19 protein-coding genes are annotated in these 21,177 nt (G+C 69.2%); 6 read left to right on the top strand and 13 right to left on the bottom strand.

Annotated elements, in window-relative coordinates; translation table 11 throughout:
- Positions 1-406: 406 nt before the first annotated feature.
- The 7 genes from AB0M88_RS19815 to AB0M88_RS19785 all read right to left on the bottom strand — a co-directional run bounded on the left by AB0M88_RS19815 (position 407) and on the right by AB0M88_RS19785 (position 10,412).
- Entirely contained in the window at positions 407-1,444 is a 1,038-nt protein-coding gene (locus AB0M88_RS19815) for a LacI family DNA-binding transcriptional regulator (protein WP_364103795.1), read from the bottom strand.
- A gap of 156 nt (positions 1,445-1,600) precedes the next feature.
- Complete coding sequence (locus tag AB0M88_RS19810) at positions 1,601-4,306, bottom strand: RICIN domain-containing protein (protein WP_364103792.1); 2,706 nt, start codon at positions 4,304-4,306, stop codon at positions 1,601-1,603.
- A 10-nt stretch (positions 4,307-4,316) separates the two neighbouring features.
- Positions 4,317-5,609: a carbohydrate-binding protein gene (locus tag AB0M88_RS19805; RefSeq protein ID WP_364103789.1), complete on the bottom strand. Its 1,293-nt coding sequence runs from the start codon at positions 5,607-5,609 to the stop codon at positions 4,317-4,319.
- Positions 5,606-7,828, bottom strand: coding sequence for a beta-L-arabinofuranosidase domain-containing protein (locus tag AB0M88_RS19800; RefSeq protein ID WP_364103786.1), 2,223 nt, complete (start codon positions 7,826-7,828; stop codon positions 5,606-5,608). Before AB0M88_RS19800 ends, AB0M88_RS19805 begins: the two co-directional genes overlap by 4 nt.
- 448 nt (positions 7,829-8,276) lie before the next feature.
- Positions 8,277-9,179 carry an NADP-dependent oxidoreductase gene (locus AB0M88_RS19795; RefSeq protein ID WP_364103783.1) on the bottom strand — a complete coding sequence of 301 codons (903 nt, stop codon included), beginning with the start codon at positions 9,177-9,179 and terminating at the stop codon, positions 8,277-8,279.
- Positions 9,180-9,426: 247 nt separating this feature from the next.
- Entirely contained in the window at positions 9,427-10,152 is a 726-nt protein-coding gene (locus AB0M88_RS19790) for a DUF998 domain-containing protein (protein WP_364103780.1), read from the bottom strand.
- Positions 10,149-10,412, bottom strand: coding sequence for a hypothetical protein (locus tag AB0M88_RS19785; protein WP_364103777.1), 264 nt, complete (start codon positions 10,410-10,412; stop codon positions 10,149-10,151). The genes AB0M88_RS19790 and AB0M88_RS19785 overlap by 4 nt, the downstream gene beginning before the upstream one ends.
- Before the next feature lie 80 nt (positions 10,413-10,492).
- Between AB0M88_RS19785 and AB0M88_RS19780 the strand changes: the two genes are divergently transcribed.
- Complete coding sequence (locus AB0M88_RS19780) at positions 10,493-10,648, top strand: hypothetical protein (RefSeq protein ID WP_364103774.1); 156 nt, start codon at positions 10,493-10,495, stop codon at positions 10,646-10,648.
- A gap of 100 nt (positions 10,649-10,748) precedes the next feature.
- Here AB0M88_RS19780 and AB0M88_RS19775 read toward each other — a convergent pair whose 3' ends face one another.
- Positions 10,749-12,200 (bottom strand): alpha/beta hydrolase, encoded by a 1,452-nt coding sequence (locus AB0M88_RS19775; protein ID WP_364103772.1) that lies wholly within the window; start codon positions 12,198-12,200, stop codon positions 10,749-10,751.
- 134 nt (positions 12,201-12,334) lie between these two features.
- Between AB0M88_RS19775 and AB0M88_RS19770 the strand changes: the two genes are divergently transcribed.
- Both AB0M88_RS19770 and AB0M88_RS19765 read left to right on the top strand, forming a co-directional pair.
- A complete protein-coding gene (locus tag AB0M88_RS19770; protein WP_364103769.1) occupies positions 12,335-13,516 on the top strand; it encodes a histidine kinase in 1,182 nt (393 codons plus the stop codon).
- The gene (locus tag AB0M88_RS19765) at positions 13,513-14,163 is read left to right on the top strand and encodes a response regulator transcription factor (RefSeq protein ID WP_364103766.1); all 651 of its coding nucleotides are present in this window, start codon (positions 13,513-13,515) and stop codon (positions 14,161-14,163) included. The genes AB0M88_RS19770 and AB0M88_RS19765 overlap by 4 nt, the downstream gene beginning before the upstream one ends.
- A 228-nt stretch (positions 14,164-14,391) precedes the next feature.
- Here the strand turns inward: AB0M88_RS19765 and AB0M88_RS19760 are convergent, their stop codons facing one another.
- Entirely contained in the window at positions 14,392-14,862 is a 471-nt protein-coding gene (locus AB0M88_RS19760) for a MarR family transcriptional regulator (RefSeq protein ID WP_364103763.1), read from the bottom strand.
- Positions 14,863-14,992: 130 nt separating this feature from the next.
- On the opposite strand from AB0M88_RS19760, the gene AB0M88_RS19755 reads away from it, so the two are divergent.
- Positions 14,993-15,889, top strand: coding sequence for an alpha/beta hydrolase (locus AB0M88_RS19755; RefSeq protein ID WP_364103760.1), 897 nt, complete (start codon positions 14,993-14,995; stop codon positions 15,887-15,889).
- A 146-nt stretch (positions 15,890-16,035) separates the two neighbouring features.
- Here AB0M88_RS19755 and AB0M88_RS19750 read toward each other — a convergent pair whose 3' ends face one another.
- On the bottom strand, positions 16,036-16,821 hold the full coding sequence (locus tag AB0M88_RS19750) for a class I SAM-dependent methyltransferase (protein ID WP_364103757.1): 786 nt from the start codon (positions 16,819-16,821) through the stop codon (positions 16,036-16,038).
- 593 nt (positions 16,822-17,414) lie between these two features.
- Positions 17,415-18,188, bottom strand: a complete 774-nt coding sequence (locus AB0M88_RS19745; RefSeq protein ID WP_364103754.1) for an SDR family oxidoreductase — start codon at positions 18,186-18,188, stop codon at positions 17,415-17,417.
- Positions 18,189-18,828: 640 nt separating this feature from the next.
- On the opposite strand from AB0M88_RS19745, the gene msrA reads away from it, so the two are divergent.
- Positions 18,829-19,335: a peptide-methionine (S)-S-oxide reductase MsrA gene (gene msrA, locus AB0M88_RS19740; RefSeq protein WP_364103751.1), complete on the top strand. Its 507-nt coding sequence runs from the start codon at positions 18,829-18,831 to the stop codon at positions 19,333-19,335.
- Positions 19,336-19,618: 283 nt separating this feature from the next.
- Complete coding sequence (gene msrB / locus AB0M88_RS19735) at positions 19,619-20,080, top strand: peptide-methionine (R)-S-oxide reductase MsrB (RefSeq protein ID WP_364103748.1); 462 nt, start codon at positions 19,619-19,621, stop codon at positions 20,078-20,080.
- A 1-nt stretch (position 20,081) separates the two neighbouring features.
- On the opposite strand, the gene AB0M88_RS19730 is transcribed toward msrB, so the two are convergent.
- Together AB0M88_RS19730 and AB0M88_RS19725 are read right to left on the bottom strand one after the other, a co-directional pair.
- Positions 20,082-20,411, bottom strand: a complete 330-nt coding sequence (locus AB0M88_RS19730; protein ID WP_364103745.1) for a hypothetical protein — start codon at positions 20,409-20,411, stop codon at positions 20,082-20,084.
- A 94-nt stretch (positions 20,412-20,505) separates the two neighbouring features.
- A complete protein-coding gene (locus AB0M88_RS19725; RefSeq protein ID WP_364103742.1) occupies positions 20,506-20,913 on the bottom strand; it encodes a hypothetical protein in 408 nt (135 codons plus the stop codon).
- Positions 20,914-21,177: the final 264 nt, after the last annotated feature.

Below are 21,177 nucleotides of genomic sequence, written 5' to 3'. Positions count from 1 at the left end.
ACGTTCATAGCCGTCAATATCTTCGTGACAGTCCCCTGGTCCGGGGGTCATCCGGTGTCACATCCAGCCCGAGGCGGGGAGACGAAATTGACTCGTCAATCGGCCGACATCCGCGTGCCGAAACCGGCGTCCCTCCGAAGCGCGACGCGTCGTGCGTGCGAACGGCGAGCGAGGAGAAGCAGTGCGGACAACCAGACGCCGCCCTTGAACCCGCCTTTCGGTCATCTACCGCATGGTCAAACCGGTCAACCCCGGTCTGGCGGTGGTCGCCGTGGCTGACGCCCTCTCCCCTACCGTCATCCCCTCACTGATCCCGCCCGGCAAGGCCGAGACACGGCCGGTGGTGAAAGGTGCTCCACGACGCCCATCGGCGGGGTACCGACCGCGCGGGCCGCGCGATCGCGTTTCAGGACGGTCGGGTCTGGGTGTGGGCCACGCCGGTGGACTGCCGGATCACCAACCGCCCGGGCTGATGGACGACACCGGAGGTGGGCCGCCCCTCGAACGCCTCCAGGAGGAGGCGGACCGCGGTCGCGCCGAGCTGGGCCAGGTTGAGGTCGACGGTGGTCAGCGGCACCCGGCACTCAGCGGCGAACTCCTCCCAGTTGTCGTAGCCCACCACCGCCACGTCGCCGGGGACGTCGCGGCCCAGGTCGCGCAGGGTCTCCGCGGCGCCGGCCGCGATCTGGTCGTTGCCGCAGAAGATCGCGTCGATCGCCGGGTGCCGGGCGAGCAGGGCATGGGTGGCCTGCCGTCCCCACTGCTGCGACCACTCGCCGTACATCGGCTCGGCGCAGTCGAGCGGCAGATCCGCTTCGCGCAACACCTCGTGCAGGGCCGCGACGCGCTCCCGGGCGGCCCGATAGCTGAGCGGGCCGGTGATGGTGCCGATCCGCCGGCGGCCGAGGGCGACCAGGTGCTCGGCCGCCAGCCGGGCCCCGCCGTGGTCGTCGGCCAGCACCGAGACGTCGTCCGCATTGTCGGACTCGCCGTAGACATAGACCACGGGCACCGGGATGTCCTTGGTCAGCGACGGGCGGACGTCGTTGTCGCTGCCCAGCACGATCAGGCCGTCGACCCGCCGGGCCAGCAGGGTCTGGATGTGGTGCCGCCGGCGGATCGCGTCGCCGCGGGCGTCGCAGAGCAGCACGCTGTTCTCCTCGTCGCCGAGCGCGTTCTCGGCGCCCAGCAGGACCGGAAAAGCGAACCGTTCGGCGAGTTCGTCGATGAGCAGCCCGACCGTGTGCGTGCGCCCGGAGACCAGGCCCCTGGCCAGTGCATTGGGGCGAAACGACATGTCCTTGGCGGCTTCCAGGACCCGCCGCCGGGTTTCCGGAGCGACCTCGGCTCGCGCGTTGAGCGCCTTGGAAGCGGTGGCCAGCGAGACGCCGGCGGCCCGGGCGACGTCAGTCAGGGTGACAGAGGTTGAGCGTGGTCGTCCCACCGGTTTCCTTTCGAAAAACCTTCGACGCGTCGCACATCGTCGTCAGCCTATCCCACCGTCGTCTCGGCCGGTTTCCCGAAAAGGCTTTCGGGAACGGCTCACGGCGTACGGGAAAGGGGCCGCCGGCGAATCCGGCGGCCCCTTGGTGATCGGGGATCAGGAAGCGAGGGTGATGGTGACCGTGGTGGCCCCGGACGTCGCCGTCACCGTGTGGGTGGTGGCGTTGTAGGTGCCGCCGCTGACCGCCGAGACGCCGACGGTGAGGAAGATCGGCAACTGGATCTGCACCGCGCCGGGGACACTGCCGGAGAGGGTCACCGTGACGACCCGGCCGGCGCCGGGCTTGGTGACGGCGAGCGCAACGCCGTAGGTCGACCGCGATCCGGACGTGACGTTATAGGCGCTGGTCAGGTTGCCGACAGCGGTCCGCTGGCCGGCCGCGATCCACGTGTTGGGTATGCCCCGGCCGACATACAGGGTGCCGCCGAGGCTCTGCGCGGCGATCGACTCGAGTAAACCCTGCTGCTGGGCCGAGGTCGGCCAGCCGTACGGGCAGGCACCGAACTGCGGTCCGGCGTGGTTGCCGATCCACGGGTTGCCGGCGCTGGGACCGCTGCCGTTCGCCTCCCACCAGGCGTTCGGGCCGCCGGTGGTGGTCTTGATCTGCCAGGCGTAACTGGTGATCGACAGGTCGCGGTAGTTGTTGGAGAAGAGCCCGTCGGACGAGTACGCCGTGTTGTAGGCGGTGGAGTAGCCGTTGAAGGCGCCGAAGGTCGGGTACGGCAGCCCGTTCGCCGACAGCCGGTTGAAGCCCCAGGCGTACATCCGGTCGATCTGGCCGGGGTCGCCCATGATGCCGGTCAGCGTGCCGTCGGCCAGCATGGTGGACCACTGGTTCTGGCCGACCCAGCCCGGTGAGGCCCAGTTGGCGTCGTTGTAGGTGTTGCAGCGGTTGGCGGTGTTCGGCTTGTCGACCTCGCACGGCAGGTAGTTGAAGCCGTTCGTGCTCTGGTTGCGACCGACGACGGTGTTGAGCGAGTTCAGCAGGTTGGTGTACGCGGTGCTCGCCCATGTCGCCTCGGCGGTCTGGCCGATCCGGGTCGCGATGTAGCGGTAGGAGGCCAGCATCTGCAGCGCGGAGAAGTTGCTGAACAGCCAGCGGCCGGTGGAGTCGTTGTCGAAGTTGGTCGCGAGGGTCCCGTCGGAGGCGAGTTGGGCCGGGTAGCGGTTGCGCGCGATCGTGTAGAGGCTCGGCCCCCACGGGCTGGTCGCGCTCGCGTCGTCGTGGAAGAACTGACTGACGAACGAAGTGTCGTTGGTCTTCGCCAGGTATTCGGCCCAGGCGCCCATCGTCTTCCAGACGCCGTCCCAGTACCAGTTGGCGCCCACCTCGTTGAAGTTGGTCTGCTCCGAGATGCGTGCGGTCAGCAGCAGGTTTTGCGCGTCGTGGAAGTCGCCGGTCTCGAACTTGGCCGTCAGTTCGCCCGGCACGTCGTGGTTGAGCGGCCAGGCGTAGTTGTTCGCGGCGCTGAACTCGGTCTTGCCGACCTGCATCATCAGGTTGTAGATGGTGCCGGCCTTGTACGCGTTGGTCATCGCGGTGCCGGGGCTGGCCAGGTTGCCGGTGTTGGGCAGGGTCAGGTCGGGCAGCGAGAAGGTGTTCGTCTCGGCGACCCGCCCGTTCCAGTAGCTGCTCATCTGGTTGTAGGCGGTGTCGTAGCTCGGCGCCGCGGCCTGCAGGGTGCTGCCGGTGGGCAGCGCGGCCCCCGAGCCGAAGTTGTCCACCGCGACCACGAAGTCGTGGTTGTTCGTCGCCCCGGCGGCGACGGTGTCCAGGCTGGTGCTGGTGAGCCGCAGCAGGTTCGGGCCGGTGCCGCCGGGGGGCACCGTCACTGCGGCGGCGCCGTTGTTGGTGACCGAGACCCGGGCGTACACCAGGACGAAAGCGTTGCCGCCGATCGTCACTTCGTCCGCGAAGTCCTTGATCGAGATGCTCACCGAACCGGAGGTGCGGGTGGTCTTCATCGCCGGCAGGTAGCCCGAGTCCTGGGTCCACTGCACCGACTGGGCACCCGGGTTACCGCCGTAGGTGTAGGCGCTGAACGAGTACATGCCACCGCAGATGGTCGTGCCGCCGGCGTTGTAGGTGCTGTTCACGCCCCGGGCGAAGAAGGAACCCGACAGGTACTCGAAGACCGGCCAGTAGTTGCCGTCCCAGCCGATCGCCGTCTGGTTCGAGTAGCCCAGGCCGTGCGGGTCGCCCGGAGTCGGGAAGTTGGTTCCGTAAGCCTTGGGAAGGCTCGAGTTGTGGCAGCCGTTAGGGGCGACGGCGGGCAGTCCTTCATAGGTCCCGGGGTCGGTGCTGCCGCCACTGGTGAAGCCGGGCACCTGCCAGGACCTCGCCGTGGTGCAGGGCAACTGGACCAGGGCGGCGCCGGACGCGGTGCTGTCCCCGGTCGCCGCGACGCACTTGCCGGAGCTGACCGACACCAGGTTGTACCTGGTGCTCGATACGCTCACCAGATGGAACTGCTGGTTGGTCTGGCCGTTGCAGGTGTACTGGATGACCGCGGCGTTGTCGGCGGCCGACGCGCCGGTGATGTCGACACAGGACCCGGCGGTGACCGTGCCGAGCGTGTAGATGTCGCCGGACACCGGCGTGAACCGGTAGGACTGATTGGCGCCGCTGTTGCAGGCCAGCTGGGTCAGTTGCAACGCGTTGGTGGGGGCGCTGTTGGGCACGCTCACGCAGACGCCGTTGGCGACGGTGCTGGTGAACGCGACAGCGGCCTCAGCTCGAGCCGCCGGCAGCACCGCGGCGACGAGGACGGCGACGACGACCGGGATCAGTTTTCGTCTCATCGGGGATTCCTCAATTCACGACTATGCGGTCGAGGTCGGGAGCCCAGCCGGTGGAGTTACCGAGCTGGACGGTGTTCGTGCCGGCGTTGAGAGACACGGTGGTGGTGACCGAGCTGATGGTGTCCCAGCCACCGGTCGACGGCGTGCTCACAGTGGGGCCGGCCACGCCGTTGACGGTCAGCGTCACCGATCGGGCCGCACCGGCCGCGTAGTAGATGGTCACCGTGTGACTGCCGGCGCCGGCCGCGGTGACGGAGAGCCGGGTGTAGTTGGCGGTGCCGTTGCCGACGTAGCCGACGAGCGCGCCGCCTGAGGCGCCGGCCGAGCTGCGGACCGCGGCTTGGCCGGCGAGGACGCCGGCTTCGATCTCGTACGAGGTGGAACCGCTGGTGTTGCCGCCGATCCGTGCCGTCCAATGGTCGTTGGGATGAACCATGCTGAAGGTCAGCGCCGGGCAGTCGTACGCGCTGCCGGGCGGAATCGTCGGCTGGGTGGGCCGGCTGTTGGCCGGGGAAGCCGGCGTCCACGTTGTGCCGGCGAGCACCTGGACGGCGCTGCTGTCGAAGACCTGACCGGCCAGGTCGTGGCAGTAGTTGCCGGAGGCGGTGTAGATCTCGAACATGTCCCAGCCGAACGGGAACTGGGGCAGGTCATAGGTGCCGGAGCTGGTGAAGAAGGTGTCCCAGGCCGCCGTCTCGTAGTTGTAGAGATAGGCGGTCCAGGTGTTGGCGGTGGTGGAAGTGCGGTGCTCGTCGAGCTGGTAGGCGGTGTGACCGTCCACAGTGGTGGCGTAGGTGGACCGGAATGCGGCGTCCATCGGGGTGAGCTTGCCGACTCCGTCCCGGCCGCCGCACCAGTCCCACGCCCACAGATCGGGGCCGCTCGGGGTGTATGCGGTCGTTATCTCGATGCAGGCTCCGCCGGCCGGGATCGCCGTCGGCGCGTACACATAATCGCCGCCGGTCGTCGGCTGGCCGGTGGTGACGACGCTCTGGGTGGCGTGCAGCCCCTGACTGGACCCGTTGGGGAAGTTGACACCCCAGTCGGTATGCAACTCGGCCAGCGAGGAGCTGACACGCATTTCCCCGAACCGCGTCGCGGCCTGGCCGGCTCGTTGCCGGGCCGCGTCCCCGGTGAGCCCCGGAACCACCCCGGACCGGACGGCCGCCGGGGCCGCCGCGACCACGATGTTGCCGGCCGCCGGGGCCGCCGCGACCACGATGTTGCCGGCCGCCGGGGCCGCCGCGACCATGATGCTGCCGGCCGCGACCACGAGGGCGACCGTCAACCGCCGGATCCTCATGCCGCCACCACGATCCGGTCGAGGTCGGGGGCCCAGCCGGTGGCGTTGCCGAGCTGGATGATGTTGGTGCCGGCGACCAGGGTCACCGATGCGCTGACCGAGCCGATCGTGTCCCAGCCGCCGGTCGACGGGGTGCTCACGGTCGGGCCGGCCACGCCGTTGACGGTCAGCGTCACCGATCGGGCCGCGCCGGCGGCGTAGTAGACGATCACGGTGTGGCTGCCGGCCCGGGAGGCGGCGACGTTGGTGAACCGCAGGTAGTTCGCGGTGCCGTTGCCGACGTAGCCGACCAGCGCGCCGCCCGAGGCGCCGCTCGAACTGCGCACCGCCGCCTGGCCGGCGAGAGTGGCGGACTCGGCCTCGTAGGACGACGATCCGCCCGAGGAACCGGACAGGTTCCAATAGACCGTGTACCGCTGGTGGTGCATCTTGTAGAACGGGATCAGCGAGACCGCGCCGGTGCTCGCCGTACCGGTGAAGTGCAAGGTGCCCGCGGCGGTGAGGCCGCCGGTCTGCAGGGTCGGCAGGGTTCCGCGGAGGTCGGTGGTGCCGTACTCCCCGGCATAGAGGATCGCGCCGAACTTGACCGCACCGACGTTCGCGTTGTCGTTCGCGCGCGGGAAGGTGAGCGTCGCGCCCATCGTGAGGTCGAGGACGTCGCCGCTCGCCCAGGTCCGGTCGATCGTGAGATAGGTCCCGGGCGTTGCCGTGAGGCTCTGGCTCGCGCCATTGATCGCCACGGTCATCCCGGTCGTCCACGACGGCACCCGCACCTTCACGGCGATGTGGCCGCTGCCGCCGATGGTGAGCCTGGTCGAGTTCGCGGACGGGAACGTGGTCGTCTGGGTCACGGTCAGACCACGCCCCGGCCAGGTAAGGGTGGAGGCGATGAACAGGTTCACGTACAGGGTTTCGCCGGCGTAGAAGTAGATGCTGTCCGCGTACTTGGTGTTGGACTCCATGCCGGTGCCGTGGTCGCAGGTGAAATCGTTGTAGTCGTTGGTGTAGGTCTTGATGCCGCCGGCCCGCAGAGGTGTGTAATAAGTGACGAAGCCATGGCTCGAGTTCGGGTCCTGCTGCCCGAGGATCTGGTTGAACAGGGCTTGCTCGTAGTAGTCGATGTAGTCGGCTCGGGCCGGGTTGGTGAAGAACAGCTGCCGGCTCAGTTTGAGCATGTTGTAGGTGTTGCAGCACTCGCAGGTGGTGTCCGACAACTGGCTCGCGATCGCGTCCGGCGCCTGGAAGTACTCGCCGTTCGAGTTGCCGCCGTTGGCGTACGTGTGGTGGCGGGTGACGATGTCCCAGAAGTTGACCGCGATGTCCCGGTACCGAGTGGTGCCGGAAGCGTGGTACTCGCGGATCGCACCGATGATCTTCGGGATCTGGGTGTTGGCGTGGAACCCGGCGAGCTGATCCTGATCGGCGGCGAGGGGATTCTGGATCTGCTGGTGGTCGAAGCGCTGAGCGGTGGCCAGGTGATCGGGGTTGCCGGAGACCTGGTAGAGGTTGGTGAGCACCTCGGGCATCCCGCCGAACTCGGTGCGCAGCACCACGTTCTGCATGGTCGTCGTCGAGAGTGGATCGGTGCGCGTCTTCACCCAACCGGCCATCGCGGTGACGACGGAGAGTGCCTGGGTGTTGCCGGCGACCAGGTATTGGTCGAGCAGGCCGGCCATAATCTTGTGAATCGTGTAATAGGGTGCCCAGACCGTCTGCCCGCTCTCCAGGCGGTCGAAGAAGTTCTCCGGGAACGCCGACAGATAGCCGGGGTGGTAGCCGCGAGAAGGGGACGCGGCCTGACAGGCCGCGAGCGCGCTGACCAGGGCGTCGCCCTTTGTTTTGTACGCGGTGTTACGCGTGTTGCCGTACGCCTGGGCGAGCGCCGACAGCAGATGGCCCACGGAGTGCCCGCGCAATTCGGTGGTGGGTGACTCCCATCCGCCGCATGGTTGCGCCGAGGTCGCGATGCCGGCGTTGGCCCGGAAGTTGTAGAGCAACCGGTCGGCGTCGACGAATGAGAGGTACGCCAGGGTCCGGTTCATGTTGTCGAGGAACGGGCCGGGTTGGAGCGTCACCGCCGACAGCGGGAACGCGAACACGGAGACGCCGGTGTCGGGACGCGCCGCGTAGGCCGCCTCCCAGCCGGATCCGATCAGGGGGGCGAGGGCGCCGGCGACAAGCGCTGCGCCGGAACTCGTGAGCAGGGTGCGGCGGTCCATGGATCCTCCGGGCGGGGATGGTGAGGACGGTCTGGAATGCGTTCCGTAGCTCGGACACCGGGAGGAGCGAGGCCCGAAAACCCTTTCGGACCAGGTTGGCATCGAGATATGCCGATGTCAATATTTGCTGCTGGAACCCGACGAATGATCGACACACCGGTCCGGGCGGGCCGAAAACTATCCGAAATGAAACTCTCGTGACAGCCCGCTGGGTCGAGATCACCAGCGTGGGACCTCCAGGCGGACCGACGCCATCGGAAAGTCCAGCGACGCGATGTTGCGGGTGAAGATCGCCGCGAGGGATGGCGCCGGTAACGGCGACGCCGGTGGCCACTCGGAAGCAGTGTCGGCGAACACGACAGCCGCGGCACCGGCTATTCGAGTACGTCTTCGTGGTGCTGAAGCAGTCGTGGGCTCGCTTACGGAGGGAGTGACGGCGTGAGGCGTCTCAGCCGATCAGCAGAACGAGCTTTCCCCGCCCTTTACCCTGCTCGCTGACGCGGTGGGCTTCGGCGATCTCGGCGAGCGGAAAGGTCCGCACAGCCTGGGGCTCGAAGCGCCCGGCCTCGATCAGCTCGCCGATTTCGGCAAGCACGTAAAGCGCGCGACCAGAGTCGCCCCGGCTGAATCTCACCGCGTACTTCTGCGCGCCCGCGAAGTCCGCGACCGTCAGGACGTGCTCCGCACCGCCGGCGATTTCGATGAGTTCGGGCAGGATGCCGCTGCCGGCGACGTCGAGCGCGAGGTCGACGCCCTCGGGGGCGAGCGCCCGTACCCGCCCGGTGAGGCCCTCGCCGTAGGTGACCGGCTCGGCTCCCAGCGAGCGCACGTAGTCGTGGTTGGCCGCGCCTGCGGTGCCGATCACGCGGGCACCACGCGCTACCGCGAACTGAACCGCCGCACTGCCGATGCTGCCGGACGCGCCGTTGATCAGCAGCGTGCCGCCGCGGGCGACGCCGAGCTGGTCGAGCGCACGCGCGGCCGTCTCGATGGCGGCCGGCAGCCCGGCGGCGGCCGGAAAGTCGAGCGACGGTGGCATCGGCGCATAGGCTGACAGCACCGCCAGCTCGGCCTGAGCCGCCCCCTCGGCGCAGAAGCCGAACACACGATCGCCGACGGTCACATCGGTGACGCCGTCGCCGAGCTCGTCGACGACCCCCGCCGCCTCATAACCCAGGGTCTGCGGAAGTTCCTGATCCATCAGGCCCTTGCGCTTCATCCAGTCACTCAGGCTGACGCCGGCGGCGCGCACCGCGATCCGGACCTGTCCCCGCCCAGGACGCGGCTCCGGAAGATCTACTACCTCGAGGACCTCAGGACCGCCGAACCGGCTGAAACGGGCTGCCCTCATCACGTGCTCCGCTCTCGACCCCGAGGTCGCTGTTTGGCTGAAAATCGAAGACGGAGATCAGCTCCATCCCTGGATCGCCTCCGTGCCGACGCGCTCCGCCCGCAGATCGAGAACATCCTCGCCGAGTTGGATCGCTGGCTCACCCGATAACCGTTTTACCGCCGTTCTGGGCAAAGATCACGCGGTTCGAGTCGACGTAGTGGACGGAGTGTCGACCGGCACCTCGTGCATGATGGGGACGCGGCCGTCAGGACGTGCCTCGGGTCCGTCGGAGGATCCCGATCGCGAGCACCGCGAGCGTGGCGGCGCCCGTGATGGCGACCAGGCGCTCGAACAGGCCGGTGTAGCCCGCCCCCTGCGTCAGCACGCTGGCCACCGCAAACGTGGTTATCAGGACTGCCGTCCACCGCGTCGGGCGCGCCCAGCCCTCCCAGCCGTGTGTGCGGCGCATCGCGGCGGCCAGGAAGAATGCGGCGATCACGAGCAGCAGGAGGCCGATCGAGCTGATGACGTTGTCAAGCTGTCCGCCCACGTTGGACAGCTGTTGCGTGGCGGTGCATCCCGGGTCGGCCATCCGGCAGGCCAGCCTCTCGGCAGGAGAGAGCAGGTCGCCGAGCCCGACGATGGACAGGCCGAGCAGAACGGAACCTGTCGCCGCGCGCCAGCCACCGGTACGCAGCTGCGACCACACCGAACGCAATGCGAAGCCCATCGTGGCGGCGCCGCACAAACTCAGGACCACCACCAGGAACCCGGCATGCGGCGCAGTGACCGCGTACATGTCGCTGATGGTGTGGGCGACGGCGCTGTAGTGCGGTCCCTGCCAGAACACCGGGACGAGGCAGCTCGCGACGAAGACCGCCTGGGCGACCAGGCCGAGCCACGCCCATCGCCGCACGCTGGCGTGCCTTCCGGACGAAGCGGCCGTCAGGTCGACGTCTGCTCTTTCGAGGTCTCGGGCAGAGGAGGTCATCGTGACGCTCCTTCGAGGCTGTTGATGCCCAGGGAGAAGTCGAAGTTCCCGACGCCGTAGCGGGCCAAGCCCATCGTCAACACGCCCGCTCCCTCTAGCCAGTGGGCCATGCTCAGGTCGCCGGTGTCCCGCGGGCGCAGTCCGAGGCTCTCGATGAACGCCGACACGCTCGTCTTGGCCTGCGCGTTGCCGCCGGCGAGCGCTCGGCCGGCCACGGCGCGGGCCATATTCCCCGGGCTGATAATGCTGATGCTGCTCATGGAGTGCCTGCTTTCTGGAGCTGAATAGGAAGCCATGCCCGCCCGGTCGTTGTTGACGGTGGTCCCGTCGACGCCATTGAATGACGCGACCGGCCTGGCTCATCCCGGACCTGGCACCCGACCAGGTGTGCCTCGCGGTGGCGCCATCACGCACCTCGCCGGAGGTCGACGACTTCCTCGCCGCGGCTCAGGCAACGACCGAGATCACCGCAGACGCCGTGTCGACGCACGGTTGAACAGTTCAATCGACAACAGCAGCGCCGACAGAGACACGAGCGTGGCGGCCGCGGCAGATGACGGGCAGCTGGCCCGCGGCCAGCTAACGGCCCGGAGGAGTCAGACGGCCGGACAGGTACGGCTGCCCGGGACGGGCAGCTTCGTGGTGAACAGGTACCGGTTAACGGTGTCCGACACGCAGGTGGAGGTCAGGTACGAAGTGTGGCCGTCGCCGGCGTAGGTGAGCAGGGCGCTGCGCGGCACCACCGACGCGACATGGGAGGCCCAGACGTAGCTGGTCGCCGGGTCGTGCCGCGAGTTGACGAACAGGATCGGCGGGTTCCCGCGGACGCGCAGTGGGTGCTGCGGGTTGGTCGGCGTGATCGGCCAGCCGGCGCACCCGGTCAGACCGGTCCAGGACTGCACCAGGCCGCCGAGGTGCGGCGACACCCGTACAGCGGTGGCCCGCGCCTCGCGTACCGCGGCGTAACTCGTCGCCATGGTCCTGAAGTCGAGACACTCGACTGCCTGCTGGACCGGGTCGATGACCGAGGTCGACGCGAACGTGTCGGCGTCGCCGTTCTCCGCGGCCACGATCGCCTGGGCGAGCGCGGGCCAGCTCTGCGCCGGGGTGAGCAGCAGCGCCTGAGTGCCGAGACGGATCTGTGTCCCGGTGACCGGCTTGCCGGCCTTGGGCGCGGCGATCGGCGTGGCCGTGGCCCGCGCGACCAGGGCGTCGTATGCCCGACCCGCGTCCCGGCCGTGCAGTGCGCATGCGACCGAGCCGGCGCACCAGTCGACGAACCGGTCGAAGCCGTCCTCCGCGGTGCGGGCCTCGTCCAGGAGCATCTGCCGGCTGGGCAGGCTGTGCTCCAGCACCCCGTCGCCGGCCAGCGCGCGGATGTGCCGCGGGAACAGGGTGGCGTAGGTGTTGCCGATCGCGGTGCCGTAGGAGAAGCCGAGCCAGTTCAGCGACGGCTCGCCGATCGCCTGCCGGACCGCCTCCAGGTCCCGGGCGACGCTCACGGTGTCCAGATGCGACAGCAGTGCTCCCGAGCGCTGCCGGCAACTGTCGGCGAAGGCCCGGTTGCGGGCGACCAGCGCGGTGAACGCGGCCGGGCCGTGCGGGTCGAGGTCGTCGGCGGTCGGCTGCAGCGCCGGGTCGCAGGACAGCGGCGTGCTCTCCCCTACCCCGCGCGGATCGAGCCCGATGATGTCGAAGCGCCGCCGCAGCTCGGCCGGGAAGAGCTGGACCGCGCGGTCGACCAGTTGGGTCGCGCTGCCGCCCGGGCCGCCGGGATTGATGAAGAGCGCGCCGACCCGCCCCGCGGGGTCGGTCGCGGGGTCGACGTGCAGCGACAGGGTGATGGCGGTGCCGCCTGGGGCCGCCCAGTCGAGGGGTACCCGCACCTGGCCGCAGCGCCGTCCGGCCACCGGGATGGCGCTGTCGGTCGCGCAGGTCACCCAGGTGACCGCCCGGGCCGGCTGGGTGCCCGCGTACGCCACGGTCACGGCGGCCGGCAACAGGACCGCCAGCGCCGCGGGCAAGGCCCAGAGGATTCGTCGTCTCATGGGTGCCGAGCCTGGCCGGTTCCGCGGCCCGGCGGATCACGAGCCAGCGGGAGCGTCTCCCCCATTTGCGGGAAACGCCACCCCCTCCCGGTCGGGATGCCGATACCGACTGGGAGCCGGGCAGAATGAGGCTCGTGCGAATCCTCCTGCGGCGGTGGGCGTGCCTGCTAGCCGGCGGGGCGCTGCTCGCGCCGTACCCGTTGATGTTCTTGATCTGGACGGCTCTCTTCCACGGGCCGATCCTTGGGCTGAGCGCCCGCGCCGCCATCTCGGGCGTGGCCGTGGCGCTCGCGGTGCTCGTCAGCCTGCTGCCGATGACCCGCCGGATGGAGATCGCGATAGCCACAGCGCTGCTCGGCGACGCGACCGGTCCCCTCTCGGCAGAAGGTACGCAGTGGCGGGCGAGTGTCTGGTATTGGCTGCACCTCCTGCTCGGCGGGATCACCACGGTGTTGACCGGCGCGGCGCCCTTCGTACTGGCCACCTGCCTGGCGGCGCCCTTCGCCGACGGGATGGTCAGCCTGCCGGACTGGCAGTCACGGGCGGGCGGGCCGGGGATACTCGTCGCGGCCGGCGCACTGCTCGCGGCGGCGCCGATCGCCGGCTTGGTCGCGGGCTGCGGCGCTGTGCTGAGTCGGACTGCGCCGGTGCTGCTCGGGCCCTCGCCGGTCGAGAAGGTGGCCGACCTGGAACGGAGGACGCGGGCCCTGGCCGCCCGCAACCGCATGGCGCGCGAACTGCACGACTCGATCGGCCACGCGCTCACCATCACCACACTTCAGGCGGGCACGGCACACGTGCTGTTCGACCAGGACCCGGCCTTCGCCCGGCAGGCGCTGGCCGCGATCGAAGAGACCGGCCGGGTCGCGATGGCCGAGCTGGACCACGTGATCGGGCTGCTGCGCGAGGGCTCGCCGGCGGCGGCCGCGCCGACGCTGGCCGACCTCGATCAGTTGCTGGCGGCCAACCGGACGCTGGGCATCGGGATCGACGCCACGGTCAGCGGCCCGATCCTGGCCGTGCCCGGTACCGTCTCGCGGGAGATGTTCCGGATCCTGCAGGAGAGCCTGACCAATGTGGTCGCCCACGCCGGGCGTACCGAGATCACCGTCCGCCTGGCCGCCACCGCCGACCAGGTGGAACTCGACGTCGTCAATCCCCTGGTCCCCCGGCGCCGGTTCGCCCGGCACGGCGGCGGCCAAGGCCTGCCCGGCATGCGGGAGCGGGTACAACTGCTCCGCGGCGAGATGACCGCCGCCGCGGAGGGCGGCCACTGGCGGGTCCGGGTCCGGCTGCCGCTGCACCCGGCCCGATGAACGTCACCGTGCTGCTCGCCGACGACGAGCACCTCGTCCGCGCCGGTTTGCGGGCGCTTATCCAGGCCGAGCCCGACCTGAGCGTGGTCGGCGAGGCGGGCACCGGCGCGCAGGCAGTCGCCCAGGCCCGGCAGCTGCGGCCCGACGTGGTGCTGATGGACGTACGGATGCCGGAGCGCACCGGGATCGAAGCGACCGCCGAGATCCTGACCACGATGCCGGACCCACCCAGGATCCTGATCGTCACGACCTTCGAGAACGACGAGTACGTCTACGCGGCCCTACGCGAGGGCGCCAGCGGCTTCCTACTCAAGCGGGCCCGGCCGGCCGAGATCCTGCACGCGATCCGGCTCATCGCCCAGGGCACCACTCTGCTGTACCCGACGGCGATCCGGGACCTGGTCCGCCGGTTCGGGCGCCCGCCGGCCCGCGACGCGCTGCGCTCGGCACGGCTGACCGACCGGGAGACCACCGTCCTGCGCCTCATCGCCGCGGGACTGTCCAACGCCGAAATCGGCGCCCAACTGTACCTGGGCAACGAGACGGTCAAGACCCACGTCGGCAACGTGCTCACCAAGCTGCACGCCCGGGACCGGACCCAGGCGGTGATCACCGCCTACGAGACCGGCTTCATCACCCCCGCGTGACCGCCCGTTGCCACCCCGATCGGGACCGAGCCGCCCGGGTCGTGGTTGCCGGTGGCGGAACCCCGCGACGTGGCGCTGCACGCGGCGCCTCCTACGCTGGGACGGCGCGAACGGAGCCGAGTTCGGAACGGATTGGTTCATTCCCGGGCCGTTCACGTTGGCGGCTCGGGAGTCCTGTTCGGCTGCGTAGCGGCCCTCGGCGTTGGCCGGTTGAGCCGGCGGATCTTTTCAGTTCGGCCTCGGCGACGTGGCCTTGGTGGCTGTGTCGGGGGCGGCTGCCGCCGATCGGCGCAGCGCACGGAGGCTGTCGGCCAAATGTCCGAGGTCAGCGCCGGAGAGCGGCGCGCTCAGCAAGCGGTCCAGTTCCTCGTCGAACACCGGGGCGGCGCGGGCCAGGAGCGCCCTGCCCGGGTGGGTCAATTCCACGATCGATGAGCGGCGGTCGGTGGGGTGCGCTCGGCGAACGCACCAACCGGCCTTCTCGAGGCGATCCACGGCCTGGCTGGCGCCTCCGACCGTGATCGCCAGCGCCCGCGCGATGTCGAAGACCCGGCAGTTGGGCGTCGCGTCGATGATCAACAGCATGTTCAAGCTGGCCAGGGTCGTGCTGCTGGTCTCCTGCAGGCGGGCGTCGACCGCGGTCCAGAGCATGGTCTCGAACCTGACCAGATCGTCGAAGACCTGCCGCAGATCAGTCATGTCGTCTCCCGCCGTGTCGGATCACACCCTAATTTACCTTAGCCAAAAGTAGCTTGACGCTAACTAGATTAGGGCTAATCTAGTCGGGTACGGCATGCCGCAACCGATCCGCGCAACGACAGGAACCCACATGACCGCCCAGCAACGCGACATGGTCCACCAGATCCTCCGCAACGCCCCGTTCGACCTCGGCGGGGACGTCGCCGTCCACCGTCCCCTCCTCGAGAAGATGCTGACCGCGCAGCCCCTTCCTGAGGACGTCCGGATGACCCCGGGCCAACTCGGCGGCGTACCCGTCATCGACATCGACATCGACGGTGTCGAGCCTCGCGGCACGATCTTCCACACCCATGGTGGCGGTTTTGCTGTCGGCTCCGCGCGAGGCTCGGTCGGCTTGGCGGCCAACCTGGCGCGCAAGACGGGGATGCGCGCGGTCTCGGTCGACTACCGCCTTGCCCCGGAACATCCCTATCCGGCTGCTCTGCAGGACGTCACCGCCGCCTACCGGGCCCTCGTCGAGCAGGCCGGCAACGCCGAGCATGTCGTCGTCTCGGGGGAATCGGCCGGCGGCAACCTCGCCATCGAGCTTCTGATCACGGGCCGGCTCCGGGGCCTGACCATGCCGGCGGCCGCAGTGCTGTTCTCGCCCATGACTGACCTGACCGTGAGCGGCGACAGTTACGCCACCAAGGCCGAACTCGACCCGAGCATCAGTGCCCAGTCGATCCGCACACGGGTCCGCGACTACCTCGACGCAACCCGCACCGCCGCGACCGACCCGCTGGTGAGCCCCATCTTCGCCGACCTCAGCGGGCTTCCGCCGCTGCTCATCCAAGCCGGATCCCACGAGGTGCTCCTCGATGACGCCACAAGCCTCGCGGTAAAGGCCGCAGCCGACGGCGTTGCCGTGATCCTCGACGTCACCCCCGGGGTACCGCACGTGTTCCAGGCCTTCGCCGCCGTCCTCGACGAGGGAAACACAGCCCTCGACCGAGCCGCCCGCTTCATCGGCGACAACCTCGTCTGACCTGTCCCACCGCACCGACGACAGCCCCGTCACCCTCATCACCGCCGCCAGCAGCGGCATCGGCGAAGCGCTGGCCGCGGCGCGGCGATGCGGTCGCGTGGCGGCCCACTCGCTCAGATCGTTCCGGCGGTGTGCCATGCCGTGGATCAGCGTGCCGTGACGACCAAGGCGGCCATGTCGGCACGCACCTCGCCGTGGCCGAAGGTATTCGTCAGGGCGGAGCGCACCGCGTCGGTGACCGCCTCGAGGTCTCCGCCGCGGCTGACGATCTCGTTGCGGATCGGGGTGCCCTGGCAGAAGCCGATGGCCACGTCCCCAGCGGAAGGTGAGACGCTCGGCAGTGTCAGCGCCGTCACGTCGATCTTGTTGAAGTGGGCGGTGTGCAGCGCCTCGCGAATTGCGGACGGGTCGTGGTAGCCGTGCGGGACCCGCGAGATGAACTGCGGCGGATCCTCGGGGAAGTAGCCGGCAAGCGCCGCCTGGACGGTAGCGGCGATCGGGTTGTCGCCGACGCCTTCCCAGACGCTGAACAGCAGCGTGCCGCCGGGGCGCAGGACCCGGCGCGTCTCGCCGTAAGCCCGTGCCTTGTCCGGCAGGAACATGACGCCGAACTGGCAGAGAACCGCGTCGAAGCTGCCGTCGTCGAACGGCAGATCTTGGGCGTCGGCGACCTGGAACGTCACTCCCGACGTTTCCTTGCGGCCGGCCGCGACATCCAGCATGGTTTGGCTGAGGTCGGTGGCCACGATGTGCACGCCGGGCAGGGCCTTCGCCGCCTGGGCGGTCACGATGCCCGTACCGGCCGCGAGCTCGAGCGCCCGCCCTGGCCGCTCGGCGGCCAGACGGGCCACGAGGTCATCGGCGTACGGCCGAAACAGCAACTGGCCCAGATAGCGGTCGTAGATGGCGGGGATCGACCCGGCGAAGTCCACGGGCTCACCTTAGGTGTCCGCACATCGGAATGACACCTGACGAACAGAACCGGCGGTTCAGAGTTGGGAAAGCGCTGACCGCCGTGGTCACCGGAAGGCGGCCTTGGTGCACCACCGGCATCGCGGTTCCGCTCGCTGCCTTGCTGCTCGCCGCCGCCCAACCTGAGGCAGGTCAACGGCATGAGCGCCATCGACGCCTACCAACTGCTCATCACGCCATAGCTCCGGGCAACTACTGGCGGTGGGCCGGCGTCTGTTCGCGACGCGGTCGACGCTGATCCGCAAGGAGGGCAAAAACCGCTCGCTGTCCGAGTCCTCACGGACGAACGCGGATGATCGCCTTCCCCTTTCCGCTTGGTCGGGTTGAAGGCGGCGACGGCATCATCGTCGAGTGTCGCAACGTTGCCGATGTCCGTCCGCAGCTGCCCGTCACGCACCCGCTGGGCGATCTCACCCAGTTGCGCGCGACCGCCCTCGACGACGAAGTCGACCGCCAGGCCGTCGGCGGGCCGCGCCTCCCGCCGCGGGCGCGGGCTGCGGACGCGGGGCGTCCGCAGGCCGCGGGCGTGATCCAAGGTCTGACGTTTCGAGGGTCAGTTGCGGCCGGCCATGACACCGCCGTCGACGTCGACGATGGCGCCGGTCATCCAGCTCGACTTGTCCGACAGCAGGAACGACACCGCGTTCGCAATGTCCTCCGGGCTACCGACACGCCCCAGCGGGTGGAAGCTGTCGAAGCTGCCGACGGTTTCATCGAACTTGTCCGCTGGGACGAAGCCCAGGTACAGGGGCGTCTTCACGACCGCGGGCGCGACCGCGTTGACCCGGATGCTGTGCGGCGCCAGCTCGATCGCCAGCGCCTTCGTGAACGAGTGCAGGCCGCCCTTCTGCACGGAGTAGCCGGTGTGCGGGGTCGCCGCGATGCCCTGGTGCGCCCACATCGAGCCGATGTTGACGATGGCGCCGCCCCGGCCGCCGGCGACCATGCCCGCGACGACGGTCTGCGTGATGAAGAACAGCGCGCGGTTCAGTTCGTTGTACGAGTCGTAGAAGGCCTCGTCGTACTCGCTGAACGCCTTCGGGATGAAGAAACCCGCGGCGTTGACGAGCATGGTCGCGTCGGCGTGCTCGGCGGCGAGCTGCTTTCGGATCTCGGGCACCTGGTCGCGGTCGGTCAGCTCGGCCGTGATGCCCCATGCCTTTCCGTTCTGCGACAACGCTTCGACCGCGGTCCGGACCCTGTCCTGGTCTCGGCCCGTGATCACGGCGGTGCCGCCCCCGGCGACCACCTGGTGGGCCGTGGCCAGGCCCATGCCGCTGCTGCCGCCGACGACCACGACCTTACGGCCCTCGAAGCTCTCACTCATGATGATTGTTCCTTCCCACCGAATCGCGATTCGTCTTGGTAGAACCCAGTCCCCGGGAGCAGCCCGACGTCAGTGGAACTCGTCGCCGGCTGGTCCGCCCCGGGCAGTTCGTCGCTAGCAAAGGCCGAACCTAGTCGCGGTGGAACTGGACGGTCAAGTCCACTATAAGATCAAAATCGGCTGCCTGGAGAACGACGACACATTTGCTCGTGAGAAAAGGAACCGCCGTGATCCCACTCTCCCCCGGCGAACGGACACGGGCAGAGGAACGCCGGTAGAGCAGCACTTTCGGCGCCACTGCCCGAGAGGAGCCTGCACCTGCCGGCGGAAGTTGTCCGGGAGGAGCCGGCACTGGAACACCCCCGGCCGGCGGCAGGTCGCATCGAACTCTGCTTGGACTGTAGAGTCCAGTGCCGGGGGAATACAATCGGCTCGCAGGGTGTCTGTACGTTTGCATCCAGGTGCCTGGTTCCCCAGCTTCATCCCGCAAGGGAGAGCTGTGCCACAGCAGACCCGATACCACAAGGACCCGGAAGCCGTTTCGCGGCTTAACCCGGAGCAGCACCGCGGGACCCAGCAGGACGGCACCCTGTTCACAAACGGCACCATCACTGACACTTACGACAAGTAAGGAGACGGCGTGACCACCGAGAAGGCGATCCTCGCCGGCGGCTGCTTCTGGGGCATGGAGGAGCTGTTCCGCCACCGGCCCGGCGTCGTGTCCACGCGCGTGGGCTACAGCGGCGGCGACGTCCCGAACGCCACCTACCGCAACCACGGCACCCACGCGGAGTCCATCGAGATCGTCTACGACCCCGAGAAGACCGACTTCCGCGCGCTGCTCGAGTTCTTCTTCCAGATCCACGACCCCTCGACGAAGAACCGCCAGGGCAACGACCTGGGCGCCAGCTACCGCTCGGCGATCTTCTACACCAGCGACGAGCAGAAGCGCGTCGCTGAGGACACGATCGCCGACGTCGACGCCTCGGGCCTGTGGCCCGGCAAGGTCGTCACCGAGGTCACCCCGGCGGGCGACTTCTGGCCGGCCGAGCCCGAGCACCAGAACTACCTGCAGACCTACCCCAACGGCTACACCTGCCACTTCCCCCGCCCCGGGTGGAAGCTCCCGAAGCGGACAAGGGCCTGACACCTCCGGCCCGCGGACCCCGGGGTCCGCGGGTCGGCCCGGGCCGAGGCGGCGGCCTGGACGAGGACCCGCCGGAGGGGCCGGCGAGAGGATCGCGCCACGCTCGTGTCGGGGCTACGGTCGACGGGGCGTGACCCACGGGCTCGACTACGCGCAGGCGGCGGCCGGTGGGCACCCGCGAGGTAAGAAGCTTGCGGCGACGAACCACAGGATAGGTACCAGACGTCCAGCGACGCCGAGCCGCTCGGCCGGCGACGAACCCGGCAACGAACAGGGAGCAGCGATGGCTGACACCTACAGCAAGGATCCGGACGCGATCGCCCAACTGACGACCGAGCAGCGCCGCGTCACTCAGGACGGCGACACCGAGCCGGCGTTCCGAAATGCGTACTTCGACAACAAAGAGCCGGGCATCTACGTCGACCTCGTCTCCGGCGAGCCGCTGTTTGCGTCGATCAACAAGTACGACAGCCACACCGGCTGGCCGAGCTTCACCGTGCCGCTGGAGCCGGCCAACATCGTCGAGAAGAAGGACACCACCTACGGGATGACCCGCATCGAGGTCCGCTCGGCCCACGGCGACAGCCATCTGGGCCACGTCTTCGACGACGGGCCGGCCGAGGACGGCGGCCTGCGCTACTGCATGAACTCGGCCGCCATGCGGTTCATCCCGGTCGCCGACCTCGAGGCCGCGGGCTACGGGCAGTACCGGCACCTGTTCGACCAGGAGCCGGACCGAGCCTGAGCTACTGGAAGCGGCCGTCGAACCGCCGGCCGCCGGCGGCGTCGACGAAACGGAGGCCTACCCGCTCGCCGTCGGCGACGATCCACTGCAGGAGGTAGGTCGCCCGGTAGATGGGCGGCCAGAACGACGAGAACTTTCCGTCCTCGACCACCGACCAGGTGCCGTCGGTCGGACGGCCCCGCTCGGTGTAGATCGTGCTTCCGTCCCGGCGGAAGACCTGCGTCGACCCGTCCTCGAAACGCAGCGGTGCGCTGGTCAGAGCGCTCACCATGTCGACGGCGGTCACAAGATCGCCGTCGACGACCGCGGGGCGGTCATCCGGTTGTGCCATCGGGTCTCCTCACCTCGATGACCGGGCCGGCCCTGATCGCCGTCCCGGTCATCTCCTTGTGCCGCCATCGGTGCGCCGTCTTACCCGGGCCGGATCACGGGCCGGTCAGCGACTCCACGTGCCCGACTCCGAAGTAGTAGACGGCGTGGCCACCGTTGCCGGCCATCAGGTGGGCGATTCCGCCCCGGTCCTCGTACGCGGCGGGGACGACGACCAACGACTCGCCCTTGCGCAGTCCCTCGTCGAAGAGCTTGATGATCTCGGCCTGGTAGCCCCAGCTCTCGAAGAACTTCCGGACCCGCTGGCCGATCCCGTGCGGCTCGGGGTCGAGGATGCGCAGGCCGTCGGCGCCGTGCAGGATGCCGACGACGTCGGTCTCGATGCCCAGGCCGGGCAGCCCGGCCATGACCGGCACGCAGTGCAGGCCGCCCGGGATGAGGCCGCCGACCGCCTCGACCGGGCGGAGATCGAAGATCTTGATGTTCTCGTGGGGTGCGGTCATGACGCCACGCTCACGGCGATGACCGGCACATCGGCAGTGGAGGGAGACATCCGCGATATCGGTATCACTGGGCCAGCATCCGCATTCGTCCGTTTCTCGTCAACACGGGCATCGATCACGACAGGTGTGGCGGGGGGGCGCGCGGCGCGCCCGCCGCGGGCCGGGGGGGGGGGGGCGCCGCGGGCCCGACGCCCGGGGGCCGGGGCCCCCCCCACGGCGCCCCCCCCCCGGGCCCCCCCCCCCCCCCCCCCCCCCCCCCCCCCC

This window comes from Actinoplanes sp. NPDC051411 (genome assembly GCF_040682075.1).
Lineage (GTDB): Bacteria > Actinomycetota > Actinomycetes > Mycobacteriales > Micromonosporaceae > Actinoplanes.
The sequence above is the reverse complement of the archived record's forward strand: the minus strand, read 5'-3'. Positions and strand labels throughout refer to the sequence as shown.

Coding starts and splice junctions, on each gene's coding strand:
- msrB (WP_364103748.1), top strand. CDS start 19,619: ATGGCTGACACCTACAGCAAGGATCCGGACGCGATCGCCCAACTGACG.
- AB0M88_RS19795 (WP_364103783.1), bottom strand. CDS start 9,179: ATGAGGGCAGCCCGTTTCAGCCGGTTCGGCGGTCCTGAGGTCCTCGAG.
- AB0M88_RS19800 (WP_364103786.1), bottom strand. CDS start 7,828: ATGGACCGCCGCACCCTGCTCACGAGTTCCGGCGCAGCGCTTGTCGCC.
- AB0M88_RS19755 (WP_364103760.1), top strand. CDS start 14,993: ATGACCGCCCAGCAACGCGACATGGTCCACCAGATCCTCCGCAACGCC.
- AB0M88_RS19785 (WP_364103777.1), bottom strand. CDS start 10,412: ATGAGCAGCATCAGCATTATCAGCCCGGGGAATATGGCCCGCGCCGTG.
- AB0M88_RS19745 (WP_364103754.1), bottom strand. CDS start 18,188: ATGAGTGAGAGCTTCGAGGGCCGTAAGGTCGTGGTCGTCGGCGGCAGC.
- AB0M88_RS19805 (WP_364103789.1), bottom strand. CDS start 5,609: ATGAGGATCCGGCGGTTGACGGTCGCCCTCGTGGTCGCGGCCGGCAGC.
- AB0M88_RS19725 (WP_364103742.1), bottom strand. CDS start 20,913: ATGACCGCACCCCACGAGAACATCAAGATCTTCGATCTCCGCCCGGTC.
- AB0M88_RS19780 (WP_364103774.1), top strand. CDS start 10,493: ATGACGCGACCGGCCTGGCTCATCCCGGACCTGGCACCCGACCAGGTG.
- AB0M88_RS19730 (WP_364103745.1), bottom strand. CDS start 20,411: ATGGCACAACCGGATGACCGCCCCGCGGTCGTCGACGGCGATCTTGTG.
- AB0M88_RS19775 (WP_364103772.1), bottom strand. CDS start 12,200: ATGAGACGACGAATCCTCTGGGCCTTGCCCGCGGCGCTGGCGGTCCTG.
- AB0M88_RS19790 (WP_364103780.1), bottom strand. CDS start 10,152: ATGACCTCCTCTGCCCGAGACCTCGAAAGAGCAGACGTCGACCTGACG.
- AB0M88_RS19760 (WP_364103763.1), bottom strand. CDS start 14,862: ATGACTGATCTGCGGCAGGTCTTCGACGATCTGGTCAGGTTCGAGACC.
- AB0M88_RS19810 (WP_364103792.1), bottom strand. CDS start 4,306: ATGAGACGAAAACTGATCCCGGTCGTCGTCGCCGTCCTCGTCGCCGCG.
- AB0M88_RS19765 (WP_364103766.1), top strand. CDS start 13,513: ATGAACGTCACCGTGCTGCTCGCCGACGACGAGCACCTCGTCCGCGCC.